The sequence below is a fragment of the Streptomyces sp. NPDC043876 genome, assembly GCF_056435825.1.
The window spans coordinates 385,597-403,776 of the sequence record NZ_JBWKDV010000004.1 but is presented as its reverse complement, the minus strand read 5'-3'; the positions used below and the strand labels follow the sequence as shown (position 1 = coordinate 403,776).

Below are 18,180 nucleotides of genomic sequence, written 5' to 3'. Positions count from 1 at the left end.
CGGACGGGGACCGTGGTCGGGCCGCGCCCGTGGACCAGGACCCTGGTCCTGGTCCGCGTCTCCCCCCACGGTCCGAGTCCGCTGGTCGGGCCCGGTGCGAGAATGGGATCTCGGCGTGGTCGCGGCGCACCGGCACGGGATCGAAGGAGTGGGCGGCGGCCCCGGGAGAGGACCGGATGAAGGCCCATAGGAGCGGGGAACGCCGCACGGACCGCGCGGGCGGCGCAGGCCGTGGGGACGGCGCGGGCGGGGCGGACCCGCGGGCCGCCGCACCGCCGTGGACGCGGGAGGACGCGCTCGTCACCATCGGCGTGGTGGCGGCGGACCTGATCGGCTACGGCATGGCGCGGCAGTCCGGTGACTGGCCCGCCACGGCGGGCGGCATGCTGCTCCTCGTGGCGTCCGCGCTTCCGCTGCTCGTGCGGCGCCGCTACCCGGTCGTCGTCTTCGCGGTGGTCATGGCCTTCGAAGTCGTGCTGCGGGTGGGCGTCCCCGTCGCGCCGGGCCTCAACACCAGCCTCGTCGTGGCCCTGTTCACGGTCGTCCGGGCGGGACGCCGGGCGGTCACGCTCGCAGTGAGCCTGGCGACCGTGGCGCTGGCCCTGCTCGGCCCGGTGGGCGGCCTGCCGCTGGCGTGGTCGGCGCTGGGCTACACGACCTCCACCGTGCTCGTCGTCACGGCCGCGCTACTGGTGAACCGCTGGCAACGGGAGGTCGACGTCAACCGCCGGCTGCTGGCCGACCGGGCCGTCGCCGAGGAACGGCGCCGCATCGCAAGGGAGTTGCACGACATCGTGGCCCACCACATCACCGTCATGCAGCTGATGGCGGGCGGCGCCCGGGCCAACCTCGCCCACGCGCCCGACGCGGCCCGCGAGGCCCTGGTGACCCTGGAGGACTCCGGCCGGCTCGCCCTGAGCGAGATGCGCCAACTCCTGGACGTCCTGCGGGCCGACGACCCGCCGCAGGACGCGCGGCGGAACCCGCCCGGCGCGTCGGCCCGCGCGGACGCCCCCGAGGCGCCGCAGCCCGGAGCCGAGGACCTGGAGCGGCTCGTCGCCGAGTCCCGGCAGGCCGGGCTGCCCACCGAACTGAGCGTGGGGGGCGAGCCGTACCCGCTGCCGCCGACCGTCGGCCTCACCGTGTTCCGGCTCGTCCAGGAGGGCCTCACCAACGCGCGCAAGCACGCGGGGGACGCGCGGGCCTCCGTACGGCTGGCCTACCACCCGGACCGGATCACCGTCGAAGTGCGCGACGACGGCGCGGGCGCGCCCGGCTCCGGCTACGGCCTGATCGGCATGCGCGAACGCGTCGCGCTCCAGGGCGGCACGCTGGAGGCCGGGACGCTCGACGAGGGCGGGTTCCGGGTGGCGGCGGACCTGCCCGTGGAGCGGGACGCCTCGGGGGCGCCCGTACGAGAGGAGGCGCGCCGATGAGCGCGGGGACGAACGAAGGGCCGGGCGCGGAGACGGGCGGGGACCCGAGCGGAGGGCCGGGCACGCCGGCCCACGCCGCAACGGGCCGACCGCCGGCACCGGTACCCGCCCCGATCCGGGTCCTGATCGCCGACGATCAGCCCCTCGTCCGGCGCGGTCTGGCGCTCATCCTCGGCCCCGACCCCGCCGTCCAGGTCGTCGCCGAGGCGGGCGACGGCGAGGAGGCCGTCGCCCTCGCCCACCGCCACCGCCCCGACGTCATCGTGATGGACATCCGGATGCCGGTCCTCGACGGCGTCGGCGCCACCGGGCGGATCGCCGCCGAACTGCCCGGCTGCCGGGTCCTCGCCCTGAGCACCTTCGACCTGGACGAGTACGTGGTCGCCGCCCTGCGCGCCGGTGCCTGCGGTTTCCTGCCCAAGGACGTCTCCCCCGAGGAACTGCTCGCCGCGGTCCGCACCGTGCACACGGGCGAGGCCGTCGTCGCCCCGAGGCTGCTCACCCGGCTGCTCTCCGCCTACGTGACCGCCCCCGTCCGGCCCGCGCGGCCGGCCGTTCCGGCGCCGGACGTCGGTGACCTCACGCCCCGCGAGGCCGAGGTGTGGCGGCTGATGGCCACCGGGCTCGACAACGCCGAGATCGCCGGGGAGATGGACATCAGCGGTTCGACCGTCAAGAACCACATCACCAACATCTTCGGCAAACTCGGTGTGCGCGACCGTGCGCAAGCGGTCATCGCCGCCTACGAGTGCGGGGTCGTCGAGGCCGCCCGGGACAGGGACTTGGCTTAGATGTTCCGCTGATCCGGTGCGTTCGCGCCGTGTTGACCCTCCCCGATGGCCGGATGTCGTCGGCCCGCTTCCCCGAAACCGAGCGACGGATACGTTTTCGTCCCTGAGGAAGAGGGGGAGCGTCGATGACCGAGACAGCGGTGGATCCGGCGGGCCGGGCGGACGAGGGCGTGAACGCACGGCCGGTGGCGGAGCTGTTCTTCGAGCGGGCCCGGCGGTTCGCGGAGCGCCCCGCGGTGGACGAGCCCGGCGGCACGCGTTACACGTACGGCGAACTCGCCTCCCTGGTAGCTGAGTTCGCGTCCGGCCTGCGCGCCCTCGGAGTCACCTCCGGGGCGGTGGTCGCGGTGGCGGGCTCGCGCGGCCCGCAGGCCTGCGTGGCGCTGCTGGGCGTGGTGTGCGCCGGGGCCACCTACCTGCCGCTCGACCCGACGCTGCCCGAAGCCCGGGTGACCGGCATGCTGGAGGACGCGGCGGCCGTCGCCGTGGTCCGGCTGCCCGGCGCCGGCTCGGTGCCTCCGGAGACCGCGCCCACCTGGGACTACGGGCGGATCCTGGCCGCTGGACGGGCGGCGCCCCCGGCCCCGTTCGAGCCCTCGGCCGACGTGCCCGCGTACGTCATGTTCACCTCCGGCACCACCGGGCGCCCCAAGGCCGTGGCCGTGCCGCAGCGCGGGCTGGTCCGGCTCGCCGTCGACAACGGATTCCTGGACGTCCGGTCCACCGACCGGGTGCTGCACGCGGCGACGCTCTCCTTCGACGCCTCCGTCCTGGAGATGTGGCCCGCCCTGCTGAACGGGGCCTGCCTGGTCCCCGCCGATTCCACGCTGCTGCTCGCCCCGTACGCCCTCGCCGCCTTCCTGCGCGAGCAGCGCATCACCGTGCTCTTCGCCACCACCAGCGTGTTCCACCACATCGCGCACGAACGCCCGGAGACCTTCGCCGGCCTGCGCTACGTCCTCACCGGCGGCGAGGCGCTGCGTCCGGACGCGGCCCGCCGCGTGCTGGCACACGGGCGGCCGGAGCGGCTGATCAACGCGTACGGCCCCACCGAGACCGCCTGCGTCGCGCTCGCCCATACGGTGGAGTCCGTCCCCGAGGGCGCCACCGGCATCCCCATCGGCCGCCCGATCGCCGACACCGACTGCCTGGTGCTGCGGGACGACGGCACGCCCGCCGGGCCGGGGGAGGAGGGCGAGCTGTGGATCGGCGGCCCGGCCGTCGCCGCGGGCTACCTCAACAACCCGGCCGAGAGCGCCCGCCGCTTCCTGCCCCCCGAAGGGGCCGCCGCATCCGGGAACCACTACCGCACCGGTGACTTCGTACGCCGCCGCGCGGACGGGGTCATGGAGTTCCGCGGCCGCCGGGACGACCAGGTCAAGGTGCGCGGTTTCCGGATCGAACCCGACGAGATCCGCGACGCGGTCGCCACCCACCCCCAGATCACCGACTCCGTGGTCCTCGCCCGCGAGGACGGCGCCACCCGCCACCTCGCGCTCTACGCCGCCGCGACCCGCCCGGGCCGCCACCCCGGGGTACGGGAGCTGCGCGCCCACCTCGCCGAGCGGCTGCCCGCCTTCATGGTCCCGGCGACGATCACGGTGCTGGACCGGCTCCCGCTGGCCGCGAACGGCAAGGTCGACCGGGCCGCCCTGCTCGCGCTGACCCCGGCCGCGGACGCTTCGGCGGCGCCCGCCGGGGCGTCCGCCGACCCGGTCTCCGAGGTCGGTGAGGGAAACGGCGCCGGAGCGCAGGACCCGGGCGCCGGGGCCGGCGCGCCCGAGGAGAGCCTCGCCGCCCTCGTCACCCGGATCTGGGAACAGACCCTGCCGCAGGGCGTCGCGCACGCCCCCGACGACGACTTCTTCGTCCGCGGCGGGAACTCCCTGATCGCCGCCCAGCTCGTCAACACCGTCCAGGCCGCCCTGCGCATCGGGGGCGCGCACAGCTACCGGCTGGTGGGCGACCTGCTGAACCAGCCCACCCTCAAGGCCTTCATCGTCGCCGTCGAAGCCACCGTCCACGACCGGCCGACCCCGCGCGGCGCGCCCCTCGCGCGCCGCTGGCTCGCCGACCTGGAGCGGCCGGTCCCGCGCGTCACCCCCGTGCCGATCACCGCGCACGACCGCCCCGACTGGCGGGTGCCCCGGCACGTCCTGCTCACCGGGGCGAGCGGCTTCCTCGGCGCCCACCTGCTGCGCGCGCTGCTCGACCGCACCGACGCCGAACTGCACCTGCTCGTCCGCGCCCGGGACCTCGCGCACGCCCACCGCAGGATCGCCCGCGCGCAACGCCGCCACGGCATCACCCGGCCGCTGCCCGTCGCGCGGATCCACCCGCTGCTCGGCGACCTCGGGCAGCCAGGACTCGGCCTGACGACCGCCGAATTCGACGAGCAGGCCGCCCGCGCGGACGTCATCCACCACTGCGGGGCCGACGTCAACTTCCTCTACCCGTACGAGCAGTTGCGCCCGGCCAACGTCGACGGCACCGGGGAGCTGATCGCGCTCGCGGCGCGCCGGGGCGTACCGCTGCACTACGTCTCCACCATCGGTGTGGTGCACGGGTTCGGCGCGGCCGGGGTGCGCGAGGTCACCGAGGACACCCCGCTCGACCACGTCGAACTGCTCTCCATGGGCTACACGGAAAGCAAGTGGATCGCCGAGGAACTCCTGCGCAAGGCCGCGCGGGCGGGGCTCCCCGTCGCCGTCCACCGCCCGCACGAGATCACCGGCGACTCCCTCAGCCACACCTGGGACAGCGGGGCCGCCCTGTGCGAACTGTTCAAGGTCATCACCGAGCTGGGCCTCGCGCCCGACCTGCCCGTGGCCCTGAACTTCGTCCCCGTGGACCACGTCGCCGCCTCCATCGCCCACCTCGCCGCGCACCACGAGGCCCAAGGGCAGACGTACCACCACGTCAACCCGCGGGAGGCGCTCCTGGAGGACCTCGTCGAGCGGCTGCGCGCCCACGGCCACCGGATCGAGACCGTCGGCTACCACCGCTGGACCGAGGCGATGCAGGCGCACCTGGCGCAGCGGCCGGGGCACTCCTTCGCCCCCTTCGCGCCCCGGTTCACCACCCTGGCCGCCGGGAGCGACCTCACGCTGGAGGAACTCTGCACGACCGATCACTTCCCGGCCCTCGGCCGCGAGCGGATCGACGCCGACCTCCTGGGCAGCGGGCTGAGCTGCCCGCCCGTGGACGCGGCCTTCCTCGACGCGTGCATCGGCTACTTCCACGCCTCCGGCTTCATCCCCGCGCCGGCGCCTTGAGCGGATCCGGAGCGATGTCGTGTGCGTCCGCTCCGGGGACCCCGTAAGGTCGGACGACGTTTGCGGGCCGGGACGCGGGTCCGGGCGAGGGTTCGGGTGCGAGGGGGTCGGTGGTGGGGACAGCCGTGTGGGCGCCGTTGGTGACGACCGCGCCCAATGCCGCACCGACCTACCAGGTCAAGCTGCTGGTCGACCCCCGCCGGATCCTGGGAGCCGACGGCGTGCCGCTGGAGCGGGCCGCCGGCGCGCTCTGCCTCGGGCGCTCCAGCGGCTTCGAGGTCACCCAGTACATGGACGACGCGGAGCTGAGCTTCGCCGGGCAGGGGTGGATCATCCGGTTCCGGCACGACGGCGCCGAGGACCGGCTGCGGCTGACCTACAAGACCCGTTTCGCCATCGCGGGCGACGGAACCGACCGCGCCGCGGTCGAAGCGGCCCTCGACCTGGCCAACGCGCACAGCTTCGACTGCCGCGACACCAACTACGACCCGCAGGTCAACCTCAGCTATTCGCGCGCCACGCTCGACTTCTCCAACAAGAAGCGCGAGCCCGCCCCGGGCCTCGCCCCCGGCGCGCTGCCCGATCCGGTCGCCTGCCGGGCCATCGCCCTCGACCGGCTGCCCGGCAAAATGCGGAAGTGGCCCGCCAAACCCGCCGGCTGGGCGGAGGCCGTCGCCGCCGACCCGCTGATCCACGGTCCCGTCCGGCAGACCAACTACCCCGGCGAGATCCTCGGCCACACCCTGGAGATGCAGGTCACCCCGCTCCGCGACGCGCAGGGCCGGGAGACCTGGTTCACCGAGGTCACCGCCAAGGCCGAGACCTTCGCGGAGGCCGTGCGGCTGCGCGCCGACCTGATGGGCGCACTGCGCGACGAGGGCTGGCTGCTGGAGCGCAACGCGTTTAAGACGGACCTCGTCCTGGGCCGCCACCACCGGGGCCGGTGACCCGGTGCCGCAGCGCGGGGGCGCGCCCGGGGATCCGGCGGACCGCCATCCGCCCCGCCCCACCTGCCGGGTCGGCCGGAGCCGCGCGTGCGGGCGGGTCGTCCGGGCCCGCCCGCCGTACGCCCGGCCGGGGCGGCGGCCGTCGTCGCGGTGCGCCGCGGGGCCGCCCTCCCGGTGTCCTGGATCCGACCGCGGGGCTGCCGCCGGGCCGCCCGTTTCGGCATGCTGGTGAACATGACATCCCGGTTCGTGCCGGCCCCCGCCCGGTCAGGGTCCCTTCCGGTCGCGGGACGCGCGGAAGACACCGCCGGTCCGCCGAGTGCGGGCCGCGTCGTGGGGCCGCGAGCGACGCCGTCCCCGCGGGAGGCGGCCGCTCCTGCGGGCGTCCCGCCGGGCGGCATACGGCTGGCGCACCTCGCCGACCTGCACATCGGATCGCCGCTGCGCGGGCTGGAGCACCACCCCGGCGCCCCGGCGATCGACCCCGCGCAGGCCCCGTACGACGCCTTGCGCGCGATGGTGCGCCGCATAGCCGAGGGCCGCTACGACGGCGTCCTCGTCGCCGGGGACGTCTTCGACCGGCACCACGGCGACGCCGCCGCGCTGAGCGCCTTCCAGGACGCGCTGGGGCGCTTCCACGACGAGGGCCTGGTGACCGTCGTCGTCTCCGGCAACCACGACGCCGCGTCACCGCTGCCGGAGAAACTGCACCTGCCGCCCTCGGTGCGCTGGCCGGGCCCGGACGCGCCGGAAACCGTGCGCTGGGAGCACCTCGGGATCGCCGTCCACGGCCAGTCCATCGCGGAGGCGGACGACCTGCGCGACATCGCGGCCGGCTATCCGCGACCCGTCCGGGGGCTGGTCAACGTCGGCGTGATGCACACCAGTCTGCACGGCGCGTGGAGCCGCAGGAGGTGCGCCCCGACCACCGTACGGGCGCTGGCGGACGCGGGCTACGACTACTGGGCCCTGGGACACGTGCACCACCGGATGAGGCCCGCCCCCGGTGTCTTCGCCGTGTACCCGGGCAACGTCCACGGGCGCGGCCCCGCCGAGCACGGCGGCCGCGGCTACACCGAGCTGCTGATCGCCGGGGGCGCCCTGACCGCGAGCGACGTCGACACGGCCCCCGTGCGCTACGAACCGCTGCACCTGGGCCGCGCCGCAACCGCCGAGGCGGACATCCGGGCCCGCTTCGCCGACGTCGCGGCCCGGCCCGCAGCGGCGGCGGGGACCGCGGGGGCCGTCGTGTGGACCGTGTCCGGACCGGCCGGCGACGACCCGCTCCGGCTCGTCCGGCTGGCCCGCGAGGTGGCCGGTGAGCTGGGCCGGTCCGAGTTCATGGTGTGCGGGGCGGCTGACCGCGCGGCCCTCCCGGGAAAGGCCCTTGGGTAGGCTCGGCCGCGCGGACGATCACCCGACCAGGGGTGACGGCGGGAGCGAGGCGGGGCCATGGCGGACGACGGGCAGGGCGCGGTACGGGAGACGACGGTGATCGCGGGAGCGGAGGCGGGCGCCGCGCCCGCGGACGGACACGCCGCGCTCGCGGCGCTGCGCGCGCTGGCCGCCGCACGCCCCGGCGAAGTGGTCCTGCTCGACGGTTTCCGGGACGCCGATGTCGACGCCTGGCCCGTGACGGTCCCCGAGGCCGTCCGGACCGTCCTGCGGGAGACGGGCGGACTCGAAGTGGACGGTGAGCGCTTCGAGTTCGGCCCGCACGGCACACCGCATTTCACGGACGGGTACTGGACCATCGGTGAACTGGACGTCGGTGAGGGATCGTTGATCGTAGGCGTGCCCGAGGGGAAGGAAGCCGCTCACGCCGACTGGGGTCCGGTGCTCGCCGTCCACACCTGGGGCGAGCAGGAGATCACCGTCGAGGCGCCCGGCTTCACCGGCTGGCTGACCGGCCTGGCCACCCGCCTCGCCGACGGCGCGGACCCGGACGACCGGCCCGAGCCCCCGTTCTTCGTCCCCGTCCGGCCCACCGTCGAGGCGGCCGAGGGCCCCGACGCGGAACTCGCCGCGCTCGTCGGGCGCGGCGACTCGCTCACCGATGTCGCCGACCTGCGCGACCTCCCCGGCTACCCGTGCGGGATCGGCTGGGAGCCGTACTTCTCCACCCTCTTCAACACGGCCGACACCGGGAGCAGCGAGGTCCAGTACCGCCTCGCCGGGAACGGCCGTGCCCTGCTGCTGCGCAGCGTGGTGAGCGGCGACTTCCTAGGCCGCCCCGTCCGCCGCCACGCGGTGCCCGCCGATGCCGCGAGCCGGGCCGTCCGTGAACTGCGGTTCCTGGCAGTGGAGTTCCCGGAGGTCGTGCGCCTCGACGAGGGCTGTACCGACGCCGCGATGGACGCGTGGGAGGTGCCGGTGCCGGAGGAGATCCGTACGGTGCTGCGCGCGATCGGCGGCGTACGGATGGCCGGGCTGGCGCCGCTGCGCCTGCTGCCCGGCGCCGAGGCCGACGAGGCGCACGCCGTCGACCCCGAAACGCACCGGATGATGGGCGGTGACGGTTCCTATTGGCCCCTGGCGCGCGTCGACTACGCCCGCAGCTCCGCCCTCGCACAGGTCCGCGTCGATCAGGAGAGCGGCGCCTGGGGCGCGGTCGTGTCCGTTCCCACCGATCCCGGCCAGTTGCGGACGTATCCCGAACTCACCTTCCTGGCCGAGTCGTTGCCGGTGTTCCTGCTGACCCTGGCCCGGCTGGCGCGCCGGGCCGCCGCGAGCGCGGACGCCGCCCGGCACCTGGCCCAGGCCGCGCACTGGATGTTCCCCAACTCGGGGGAGGCCTGGACCCGCCCCGTCCCGGTCGCGGAGTGGGCGGGCTCGGCGGACCCCCTGCGCGCCGCCGTGACCACCCTTGCGGAGGGTGCGCACGCCGCCGACCTGCGGGATTCGCCGACCCCCAGCGACCTGTGCTTCCACCGGGCCGCCCGGTGGCCGCGGCGCGGGCTCCTGGACCGCCTGTACTTCCCGGGGGCGGGACTGCTCGCGGCGGCCGTCCCGGTGACCCCGCGGAGCCCGGGGGCGTAGCCGGTGCGGCGGGGTCGGAACCGGATCGCGCCGGGCGCCGTCTGAGACCCCGTGTGGAGGAAACGAAGAATTCTCGCGGTGCTGCTCGCCCTGCTCGCGACCCAGCTCGGCTCGCTGATCAGCCCGGCCTACGCCTGCGGTTGCGGGGCCATGATCCCCGACGCGCGCTCCCGGATCGGGGTCGGCCGGGAGAGTTCCGTGGTGCGCTGGGACGGCGCCACGGAACAGATCGTGATGCGCTTCAGCGTCAGCGGGGACGCGCACCGGGCCGCCTGGGTCATGCCGGTGCCCGGCCGGGCGACGGTGCAGCTGGGCGACCCCGACCTCTTCGCCGACCTGGCCGAGCTGACCCGGCCCGAACACCGGACGCGCGGCTACTTCTGGCCCCGGGACCGCGACTGGCCGTTCGGCTCCGGCCGGTCGGACGGCGCCGGCGCCGCGCCCTCCACCGGGGCGCCCGAGGTCGGGGTGGTCGGCCGTGAACAGCTCGGCGACTTCGACGTCGCGCGCCTCACGGCGACCGACCCGCAGGCGCTGCGCGGCTGGCTGCGGGACAACGGTTTCGAACTCCCCGAGGGCCTCGCCACCGAACTGAAGCCGTACGTCGACCAGAAGTGGGAGTACGTGGCGGTGCGTCTTGCGCCCAAGGAACCGGGCCGGACGCTGCGCGGAGACCTGGACCCGCTGCGGATCCGTTTCGCCAGCGACCGGCTGGTGTATCCGATGCGCCTGTCCCGGCTGGCGAAGACCGCCCAGTCCCTCGGCCTGTACGTCCTGGCCGACCACCGGATGGAACCCCGCTCCTCGATCGGCGGCGCCGCCCCCGAGGTGACCTTCGCGGGCCGCCTCGACCCGAAGGCCGGGGCGGTGAACCACGCTCTGGCCGAACTGACCGAAGGCAAGCCGGTGTTCCTGACCGCCATCGAGCAGCGGTTCCCGCAGCCCGCCCGGATCGAGGGCGATCACGAGCTGCGGGCGGCCGCCGCCGACACCCCCTACCACCGGGTGATCTACCGGGACCGGCTGCTGACGGTGGGCGACGGCATCCCCGTGTGGCTGCTGACCGTCGGGACAGCGGTGGCCGCCCTCGTGGCGGCGGGCGCGGTGGCCCTGCGGCTGCGCCGCCGACGCCGCCGCGCGCTGGACGGCGTACCGGCTCGGGCGTGACGGAAACCCCGGCGCCGGCTCAGGCCAGGGGGGCCTTGCCGCGCAGCACGGTGAGGAACTCCCGCATCCACGCGGAGTGGTCGGGCCACGCCCGGGCGGAGACCAGGGTGCCGTCCACGACGGCCTCGGAGTCCTCGAAGGCGGCTCCGGCGGCCGCCATGTCCGGGGCCAGCGCCGGATAGGCGGTCACCCTGCGGCCCGTGAGCCCGCCGCCGACCGCGGTAATCAGCGGGCCGTGGCAGATCTGGGCGATCGGCCGGTCGGTGCCGGTGAAGGCCGCCACGATCCGCTGGACCTCGGGGTCGTTGCGCAGGTACTCCGGTGCCCGGCCGCCCGGGATGACCAGGGCGGCGTACTCCTGCGGGTCCACCTCGGAGAAGGCGAGGTCGGCCGGCCAGGAGTAACCGGGCTTCTCCGTGTAGGTGTCGAAGCCCTCCTCGAAGTCGTGTACCACGAACCGGAGTTGCTTGCGGCTGGGGGCCGCGACGTGCACCTCGTACCCCTCCTCGCGCAGGCGCTGGTAGGGGTAGATGACTTCCAGTGACTCCGCCGCGTCGCCGGTCACGATGAGGATCTTCACTGCCATGGGCTGCTCCTGGTGGGGCTGTCACGGTCTGGGGCCCCGAGGGGGCCAGAGCCACCGTGCCCGTGCGGCGGGGTTCTGCCAAGGGGGCGTCACCCGGACGGCGCCCCGCCCGCGCCGCCCCGGAGCGGCGCGGGCAAGGTCCAGGCTCCCGACATGTGTTCTTAATCTGTTGGGCACATGACAATGTGAACCTCGCTCTGCCACCTGATGTCCCGCCAATTCCCCGGGCGGGAGCGGTGCGTGTGGAGAGGTACCCCCCCACGTGATGAGAATCTCGCGCCTGGCGCCCCTGGCCGCAGGCCTCGCGGCGACCGCCCTGCTGTTCGCCCCCGTCCCCGCTTCCGCGGGCCAGGGGCCCGCCCCGGCGGCTCCCGCCTCCGTGCCCCTCGCGGGTTCGACCGCGGTGGACGCGTACTACGCCTCCGCCGAGGGCAAGACCGGCCCCGCGCTCAAGAGCGCGCTCCACGAGATCATCAAGGTCCAGTCCAAGGTCACCTACGACCAGGTGTGGAACGCCCTGAAGGTGACGGACGAGGACCCGGCCAACCACAACAACGTGATCCTGGTCTACTCGGGCCGCTCGCAGTCCAAGGCCACCAACGGCGGCGGCTCCAACGACTGGAACCGCGAGCACGTGTGGGCCAAGAGCCACGGCGACTTCGGCACCGCCACCGGTCCGGGCACCGACCTGCACCACCTGCGCCCCGAGGACGTCACGGTCAACAGCACCCGCGGCAACAAGGACTTCGACAAGGGCGGCAGCCCGGTCGCCGAGGCCCCGGGCAGCTTCACGGACTCGGACTCCTTCGAACCGCGCGACGCCGTCAAGGGCGACGTCGCGCGGATGCTGCTCTACATGGCGGTCCGCTACGACGGCGGCGACGGCTTCGCGAACCTGGAAGTCAACGACCTGGTCAACAACGGCTCGGCCCCCGCGATCGGCCGGATCAGCGTACTGAAGCAGTGGAGCCAGCAGGACCCGCCGGACGCCTTCGAGCAGCGCCGCAACCAGGTCATATTCGACACCTACCAGCACAACCGCAACCCGTTCGTCGACCACCCGGAATGGGTCGCCCAGATCTGGTAGCCGGTATGGGCTGCGGCGTCAGGTGGGAAGGCCCACGCGGCGTTCGTGCGTGCGTCGTTTCTGGATGACGACGGCCGCGACCAGCAAGGCGCCCTGGGCGACGTTCTGCCAGAAGGGGTTGACGCCCTCGACGGTCAGGCCGTTGTCCAGGGCTCCCAGCAGGGTGATCGCCAGCAGGGTGCCGCCGACCCCGCCGCGGCCGCCGGTGAGCAGGCAGCCGCCCAGGGCGGCGGCGGTGATCGCCTTCAGCTCCAGGCCCTCGCTGCCCGAGACGGGGTGGCCGAAGCCGGTGCGGGCGGTCAGCAGGATCCCGGCGACGGCGGCGACGACCCCGGCCAGGCCGTAGACCGCGATGAGGTACTTGTTGATGTGGATCCCGGCCAGCCGGGCCGCCGTGTCGTTGCCGCCGATCGCGTAGATGTTGCGGCCGATGTCCGTGTACTTCAGCAGCAGGTGGATGCACGCGGTCACCGCGGCGAGCACCCACAGCAGCACGGGCACGCCGGCGATGGCGCCGTTGGCCAGGAACACGAAGACGTCGTCGTTGCTGACGTAGCCCTGCGCCGCACCCTTCGACAAGAGCTGCGCGACGCCCTTGTACACGGCCAGGGTGGCCAGCGTGGCGATCACCGGGTTGATCCGGCCGTACACGATCACCGCACCGTTGAGGAGACCGGCGAGCAGGCCCACGCCGAGCGCCGCGGCGATGCCGAGCAGTGCGTGCGAGCCGGTCGAGGTGAACACCATGGCGGAGACGACGGAGGCGACGCCGACCTGCGAGCCGACGGAGATGTCCAGGGCGCCGCAGATGATCACCACCGTCTGCACCAGCGCCAGCAGCCCCGAGATGGTCACGGCGTCGCCGATCACCTTGATGTTGGCCCAGGTGAGGTAAGCCGGGTTGAGCGACCCGAAGAGGGCCGTCACGAGGATCAGGCCGCCGATCAGCCCGGCGTTCTGGCCCCCGACGGCGCGGAGCCGGGCCGCCGCGCGGCCCGGCTGCCGGGCCCCGGCGGCCTCGGGGCCTTCGGGGTTCTCAAGGTTCTCGGGGTCCGCGGCCGCCCGTGGCCCGTTCGGGTTCCCCGGTTCCTCGGGGGGAGCCGTCCTCGTCCTCATGTCCGTCCTCCGCTGTCGTGCGTACGGTCGTGCGCGCCGCCGCCCGGGGTCAGGTCGTCGGCCATGGCCAGCGCGAGGACCCGCTCCTCGGTGGCTTCGGAGCGGCTCAGCTCGCCCGTGATCCTGCCTCCCTGCATGACCAGCACCCGGTCCGCCAGGCCCAGCACCTCCGGCAGCTCGGAGGAGATCACCAGCAGCGCCACCCCGGCTCCGGCGAGGTCCGCGATGATCCGGTAGATCTCGGCCTTCGCACCGACGTCGATGCCGCGCGTCGGTTCGTCGAGGATGAGGACCATCGGGCGGCGCGCCAGCCAGCGGGCGAGCACCACCTTCTGCTGATTGCCGCCGGAGAGCCCGCGCACCTCGTGCTCGATGGAGGGCGCGCGCACCCGCAGCCGGTCGGTGAACTCCCGCGCGAGGCGCCGCTCCGCGCCCCGGCGGACGAACCGCAGGCGGCTGAGCCGCCCCAGCATCACCAGCGTGGTGTTGTCCCGGACCGAGCGGTCCATGAAGAGCGCCTGCGCCTTGCGTTCCTCGGGAGCCAGGCCGATCCCGGCGCGCACGGCGTCGGAGGGGCGGCGCAGCCGCACGGCGCGTCCGTCGACCGCGACCGTCCCGCCGCGCAGCGGGAGGTCGCCGACCAGGGCCCGGGCGAGTTCGGAGCGTCCGGCGCCGACGAGCCCGGCGAGCGCCACCACCTCCCCGGCCCGGACCCGCAGGCTGACCCCGCTCACGTCCTCGGTGCACACGTCCCGGACGTCCAGGACGACCCGGTCCGTGGCCACGTGCGGGCGGGCGAAGAGGGCCGAGAGGTCCCGGCCGACCATCATCCGGACGATCTCGCTCTCGTCGGTGGCCGCCGCGTCCCGTACGCCGACCAGCGCACCGTCGCGCAACACGGCGACCCGGTCGGCGAGTTGGAAGATCTCCCGCATCCGGTGCGACACGTACACCACGGCCAGGCCGTCCGAGCGGAGCCGGCGGATGAGTGCGAACAGGGCCGCCACCTCGTGCTCCGACAGGGAGGAGGTCGGTTCGTCGAAGGCGATGACCCTCGCCTCCCCGGTCAGGGCCCGCAGGATCTCCACCAACTGCCGCTGGGCGGCGGTCAGATCGGCGCCGGGTGTGTCGGCGTCGAGCACCTCGGCGAAGCCGATCCGCAGCAGGTCCGCCCGCAGGCGCCGGCGCAGCCCCGCCCGGTCGAAGCGGCGCCCGGCCCGGGTCGGCAGGGCGCCGAGATAGACGTTCTCGGCGACGCTGAGGTGCGGGACGATCTCCGGCTCCTGCGGGATGAGCCGGATCCCGGCCGCGCGGGCGTCGGCGGGGGAGTGCAGGTGCAGCGGGTGGCCGTCGAGCGCCACCGTGCCGGAGTCGGCGGCCTCGTCGCCGCAGACGATCTTGAGCAGGGTGGACTTGCCCGCGCCGTTCTCGCCCATCAGGGCGGTGACGGTGCCCGCGGGGAAGTCCAGGTCCACCCCGAGCAGCGCCCGAACCGCGCCGCCGCCGTAACTCTTGGCGAGGCCCGTCACGCGCAGCCCGTCCGCCCCGTCCTTGTCGACGCCGCTCATGCGCAGCTCAACCCGGCGTCTTTCCAGTGCTCCGCGTCGACCATCCGGGTCGGTGCGAAGGACTCCGGGGCGAACTCCTTGTCGTTCTTGAGCTTGTCGTACATGGCCTGGACGGCCAGCTTCCCGACCTCGTCGCCGGGGATGTACAGCGCCGCCTTCATGCCGTTGTCGGCGCCCGCCTGCCAGTCCTTGCAGGCCAGATAGGCGCCGAGGCCGATGCCGATGATGTCGGCGCCCTTCACCCCGGCGTTGTTGAGGCCCTTGACCCCGCCCGAGACGTTCTCGTCGTTGCAGCCCATGACCACCCAGTGCCGTACGCCCTGGTTGGCGGTCACGGTGGCCTCGACCTTGGCCTGCGCGCCCGCCGGGGTGTTGTCCGTCCCGACCTCGACGGCCCGCACCTCCGGGCCGCCGGCCTCCTTCCACGCGGCCTTGGCGCCGTTGACCCGGTCGGTGCAGACGGTGGTGTCCTGCTTCCAGGCGTAGACGATCCGGGTGTCCGCGGCGCTCCAGCCCACCTTCAGGAACTCGGCGGCGGCCCGTTTGCCGACCTCGCTGCCCATCTGGACGCCGGAGAAGCCCACCCTCGGCACCAGGTTCGCCTTGTCGCAGTCCGCGGGCCGGGGACCGTTCGCGCACACCTGGTCGTCCGAAGTGAGCAGCGCGATACCGGCGTTCCTCGCCTCGGCGACCACCTGCGGCCCGACCGCCGACTCCGGCACCACGATGATGATGCCCTGGTTCTTCTGCGCGGCCGCCGACTTCACCTCCGTGATGGTCTTGGACGCGTCGTTGCCGAGGTTGACCACCCGGAGCCTGATGCCCAGTTCGTCGGCCCTGCGCCGCGCGCCGGCGGCCTCGGAGACGAAGTACTCCTGGTCTCCCTGCTTCTGGAGGTAGGCGATGGACAACGGGCCGTCGGCCGGGCCCTTTCCCCCGCCGCCGCCGGACGGCTTGCCGGACGAGCAGGCGCCCAGGCCGAGCGCGAGCGCGAGGGCGCCGGTCAGCGCCGCGGCGCGGTGGACCGTACGGAACGCGGGTGTGCGGGACGGGGTCGTGCGGGGCGAGGGGTGCGTGTGCATGCGTATGGAATCCCTTGCAGCGAGGGTCAGTTGCAGGTGAGCCGGGGAGCGGCCCAGTCCGCGTGGTCGGAGTTGATGCCGTTGCCGCCGTCGGTCACGACGAGCTTCAGCGTCTGGCCGCCGCTGAGATCGGCGCTCAGCCCGCGCGGTGCGTCGGCCGTGGTGAGCAGACCGCTGTCGGCGGCCTTGACGCCGTCCCGGTAGATCTGGAAGACCACCGAGCCGTTGCTGCTCTTCTCGTCGTCGACGCCCACGTTCACGGTGAGCGTGCTGCACCGGCCGCCCAGGTGGTAGGTGACGGTGCTGGCCGCGTGCACGCCGAGGCCCTTGGCGTACGTCACTGCACCGATGGTGAGCGTGCGGCCGTCACCGGCGGCCTGCTCGCCGTTGCTGCGGTCCTTCTCCACCGGCCCCCACCCGCTGGTGGCGCCGGTCCAGGACAGGTCGGAGAGCTGAGAGGTGCCCGCGGGCGGGAGCGGGAGGGCGCCGGGGGTGATCCGCATGACCGTGGTGGCGTGCGGGGCGACCGAGGCGCTCAGGTCCGGGCCGTTGCTCGTCGACGTGGCCTTGGTCCACAGGTCCTTGAGCGCGTACGGCGCGCGGCCCCCGATGCCCAGCGCGTCCAGGGTGGTGGACACCGTGGCCGTGGAGCCGGTCTCGTTGGTCAGGGACACGGCCCGGTCGCCGTTCTGCAGTTCCTTGACCATGATCACCAGGCCGCCGTTGGCGGAGACCACCGTGCCCTGCCGCCCGAGCGGGTCCTGGTCGACGGCGATGACGTCGGTGTTGGAGAGGATCGAGAGGGTCTCCGCTCCGGCCGTGCGCAGGTCGCTGCCGATGAGGAGGGGGGCGGCCATCATCGACCAGAGGCTGAAGTGGGTCCGGTACTCGGTGGCGGTCATGCCGCCGTTGCCGACCTCCAGCATGTCGGGGTCGTTCCAGTGGCCGGGTCCGGCGTACGGCGCGAGACCCTGGTTGGCGTGCGCGATGCCGATCATCGAGGACCAGCTGTCGCTGATGTCGCCGGTGGTGCGCCACAGGTGGCCGACGTCGGCACCCCAGTTCCAGGGCTGGTTCTGGCCCCATTCGCACAGCGAGAACACGATGGGCCGTCCCGTGTTCCTGAGCGCGTCCCGCATGGCGGTGTACCGCTTCTTGGCGTCCACGCCCTGGTTGTTGCAGTTGTCGTACTTGAGGTAGTCGACGCCGAAGGAAGCGAAGAGGTCGGCGTCCTGCTGCTCGTGGCCCAGGCCGCCCGGGAAGCCCGCCGTGTCGCAGGTCTTGGTGCCGGCGCTGGTGTAGACGCCGAACTTGAGCCCCTTGCCGTGGACGTAGTCGGCGAGGGCCTTGATGCCGTTCGGGAAGCGGACCGGGTCGGGGACCAGGTCGCCCTGGGTGTTGCGGTTGGGCAGCGCCCAGCAGTCGTCGAGGTTGACGTACTGGTAGCCGGCGGCCTTCAGCCCTTTGGAGACGAACAGGTCGGCTGTGCCCTTGACCATGCTCTCGTTGAACTCGGCCCGGCAGTGGGTGGAGTTCCAGTTGTTGAAGCCCATGGGCGGCACGAGCGCCTGGCCGTCGGGCAGGGCGGCGGCGGGCGTCGCGGCGGTGACCACCACGGCTCCGGCGAGCGCGGCTGCGCCCGCCGCGGGCAGCAGGAGCGGCAGGGCCGAGAGGGCCGCGGTCAGGCGCCGGAGGGTACGGCCGCGCAACGGGCGCGGGGTGCGTGCGGAACGTAACGAGCGCAAGGGGCGTAATGAGCGCGGGGGGCGTGACGAGTGCGCGGAGGGCGGCGTAGGCGACGAGTGCACGGACGGCTCCTGGGGGCGAGAGGTGCGCGAAGGTGTGCGAAGACGTGCCAGTACGTGGCGGGGCGTGCCGGGATGTGCGGAAACGGCCCTGCCGACCGGGAGGTGCCGAGCGTTCCCGGGGTCCAAGTCATCAGGATCGAACGGAATCCAACCGGACGGCCCACATCACACTGCCGTTTCGTGAGCATGTCAATAAGGCGTGCGCATGCGGTCAACACCCGGCGCGTGCCGCTTTGTTGGAACGTGTTGACGCTGGAGCGTGCCGTCACGATGCTCGG

General features: G+C 73.8%; 13 protein-coding genes. 8 read left to right on the top strand and 5 right to left on the bottom strand.

Features of this window, described 5'->3' with window-relative positions:
* The first annotated feature begins 176 nt into the window (after positions 1-176).
* The 7 genes from AC0693_RS15600 (at position 177) to AC0693_RS15570 (ending at position 10,655) form a co-directional block, all read left to right on the top strand.
* Positions 177-1,436: a sensor histidine kinase gene (locus tag AC0693_RS15600; protein WP_478802088.1), complete on the top strand. Its 1,260-nt coding sequence runs from the start codon at positions 177-179 to the stop codon at positions 1,434-1,436.
* Positions 1,433-2,227, top strand: a complete 795-nt coding sequence (locus tag AC0693_RS15595) for a response regulator (RefSeq protein WP_478740032.1) — start codon at positions 1,433-1,435, stop codon at positions 2,225-2,227. Before AC0693_RS15600 ends, AC0693_RS15595 begins: the two co-directional genes overlap by 4 nt.
* Positions 2,228-2,352: 125 nt before the next feature.
* A complete protein-coding gene (locus AC0693_RS15590; protein WP_478802087.1) occupies positions 2,353-5,502 on the top strand; it encodes an amino acid adenylation domain-containing protein in 3,150 nt (1,049 codons plus the stop codon).
* Positions 5,503-5,615: 113 nt separating this feature from the next.
* Positions 5,616-6,449: a hypothetical protein gene (locus AC0693_RS15585; protein ID WP_478802086.1), complete on the top strand. Its 834-nt coding sequence runs from the start codon at positions 5,616-5,618 to the stop codon at positions 6,447-6,449.
* Between the two features lie 333 nt (positions 6,450-6,782).
* Positions 6,783-7,844 carry a metallophosphoesterase family protein gene (locus AC0693_RS15580; protein WP_478802085.1) on the top strand — a complete coding sequence of 354 codons (1,062 nt, stop codon included), beginning with the start codon at positions 6,783-6,785 and terminating at the stop codon, positions 7,842-7,844.
* Between the two features lie 57 nt (positions 7,845-7,901).
* Positions 7,902-9,488, top strand: coding sequence for a hypothetical protein (locus tag AC0693_RS15575; protein WP_478802084.1), 1,587 nt, complete (start codon positions 7,902-7,904; stop codon positions 9,486-9,488).
* 81 nt (positions 9,489-9,569) lie between these two features.
* Positions 9,570-10,655, top strand: a complete 1,086-nt coding sequence (locus tag AC0693_RS15570) for a DUF2330 domain-containing protein (protein ID WP_478802243.1) — start codon at positions 9,570-9,572, stop codon at positions 10,653-10,655.
* 19 nt (positions 10,656-10,674) lie between these two features.
* On the opposite strand, the gene AC0693_RS15565 is transcribed toward AC0693_RS15570, so the two are convergent.
* Complete coding sequence (locus AC0693_RS15565; RefSeq protein ID WP_469317283.1) at positions 10,675-11,241, bottom strand: DJ-1/PfpI family protein; 567 nt, start codon at positions 11,239-11,241, stop codon at positions 10,675-10,677.
* 265 nt (positions 11,242-11,506) lie between these two features.
* Between AC0693_RS15565 and AC0693_RS15560 the strand changes: the two genes are divergently transcribed.
* Positions 11,507-12,328, top strand: coding sequence for an endonuclease I family protein (locus AC0693_RS15560; RefSeq protein WP_468465628.1), 822 nt, complete (start codon positions 11,507-11,509; stop codon positions 12,326-12,328).
* Positions 12,329-12,346: 18 nt separating this feature from the next.
* Here the strand turns inward: AC0693_RS15560 and AC0693_RS15555 are convergent, their stop codons facing one another.
* The 4 genes from AC0693_RS15555 to AC0693_RS15540 are packed head-to-tail and all read right to left on the bottom strand — an operon-like array spanning position 12,347 to position 17,647.
* Entirely contained in the window at positions 12,347-13,444 is a 1,098-nt protein-coding gene (locus AC0693_RS15555) for an ABC transporter permease (protein WP_478802083.1), read from the bottom strand.
* Positions 13,441-15,012 carry a sugar ABC transporter ATP-binding protein gene (locus AC0693_RS15550; protein WP_478802082.1) on the bottom strand — a complete coding sequence of 524 codons (1,572 nt, stop codon included), beginning with the start codon at positions 15,010-15,012 and terminating at the stop codon, positions 13,441-13,443. Before AC0693_RS15550 ends, AC0693_RS15555 begins: the two co-directional genes overlap by 4 nt.
* Positions 15,009-16,094, bottom strand: coding sequence for a substrate-binding domain-containing protein (locus AC0693_RS15545; RefSeq protein ID WP_478802081.1), 1,086 nt, complete (start codon positions 16,092-16,094; stop codon positions 15,009-15,011). The genes AC0693_RS15550 and AC0693_RS15545 overlap by 4 nt, the downstream gene beginning before the upstream one ends.
* Positions 16,095-16,120: 26 nt before the next feature.
* The gene (locus AC0693_RS15540; RefSeq protein WP_478802242.1) at positions 16,121-17,647 is read right to left on the bottom strand and encodes an NPCBM/NEW2 domain-containing protein; all 1,527 of its coding nucleotides are present in this window, start codon (positions 17,645-17,647) and stop codon (positions 16,121-16,123) included.
* Positions 17,648-18,180 lie beyond the last annotated feature (533 nt).

Bases quoted from the DNA above. Each gene is read 5' to 3' on its own strand.
- AC0693_RS15600 (WP_478802088.1), top strand. From the start codon at position 177: ATGAAGGCCCATAGGAGCGGGGAACGCCGCACGGACCGCGCGGGCGGC.
- AC0693_RS15595 (WP_478740032.1), top strand. From the start codon at position 1,433: ATGAGCGCGGGGACGAACGAAGGGCCGGGCGCGGAGACGGGCGGGGAC.
- AC0693_RS15590 (WP_478802087.1), top strand. From the start codon at position 2,353: ATGACCGAGACAGCGGTGGATCCGGCGGGCCGGGCGGACGAGGGCGTG.
- AC0693_RS15575 (WP_478802084.1), top strand. From the start codon at position 7,902: ATGGCGGACGACGGGCAGGGCGCGGTACGGGAGACGACGGTGATCGCG.
- AC0693_RS15565 (WP_469317283.1), bottom strand. From the start codon at position 11,241: ATGGCAGTGAAGATCCTCATCGTGACCGGCGACGCGGCGGAGTCACTG.
- AC0693_RS15560 (WP_468465628.1), top strand. From the start codon at position 11,507: ATGAGAATCTCGCGCCTGGCGCCCCTGGCCGCAGGCCTCGCGGCGACC.
- AC0693_RS15555 (WP_478802083.1), bottom strand. From the start codon at position 13,444: ATGAGGACGAGGACGGCTCCCCCCGAGGAACCGGGGAACCCGAACGGG.
- AC0693_RS15550 (WP_478802082.1), bottom strand. From the start codon at position 15,012: ATGAGCGGCGTCGACAAGGACGGGGCGGACGGGCTGCGCGTGACGGGC.
- AC0693_RS15545 (WP_478802081.1), bottom strand. From the start codon at position 16,094: ATGCACACGCACCCCTCGCCCCGCACGACCCCGTCCCGCACACCCGCG.
- AC0693_RS15540 (WP_478802242.1), bottom strand. From the start codon at position 17,647: ATGGGCTTCAACAACTGGAACTCCACCCACTGCCGGGCCGAGTTCAAC.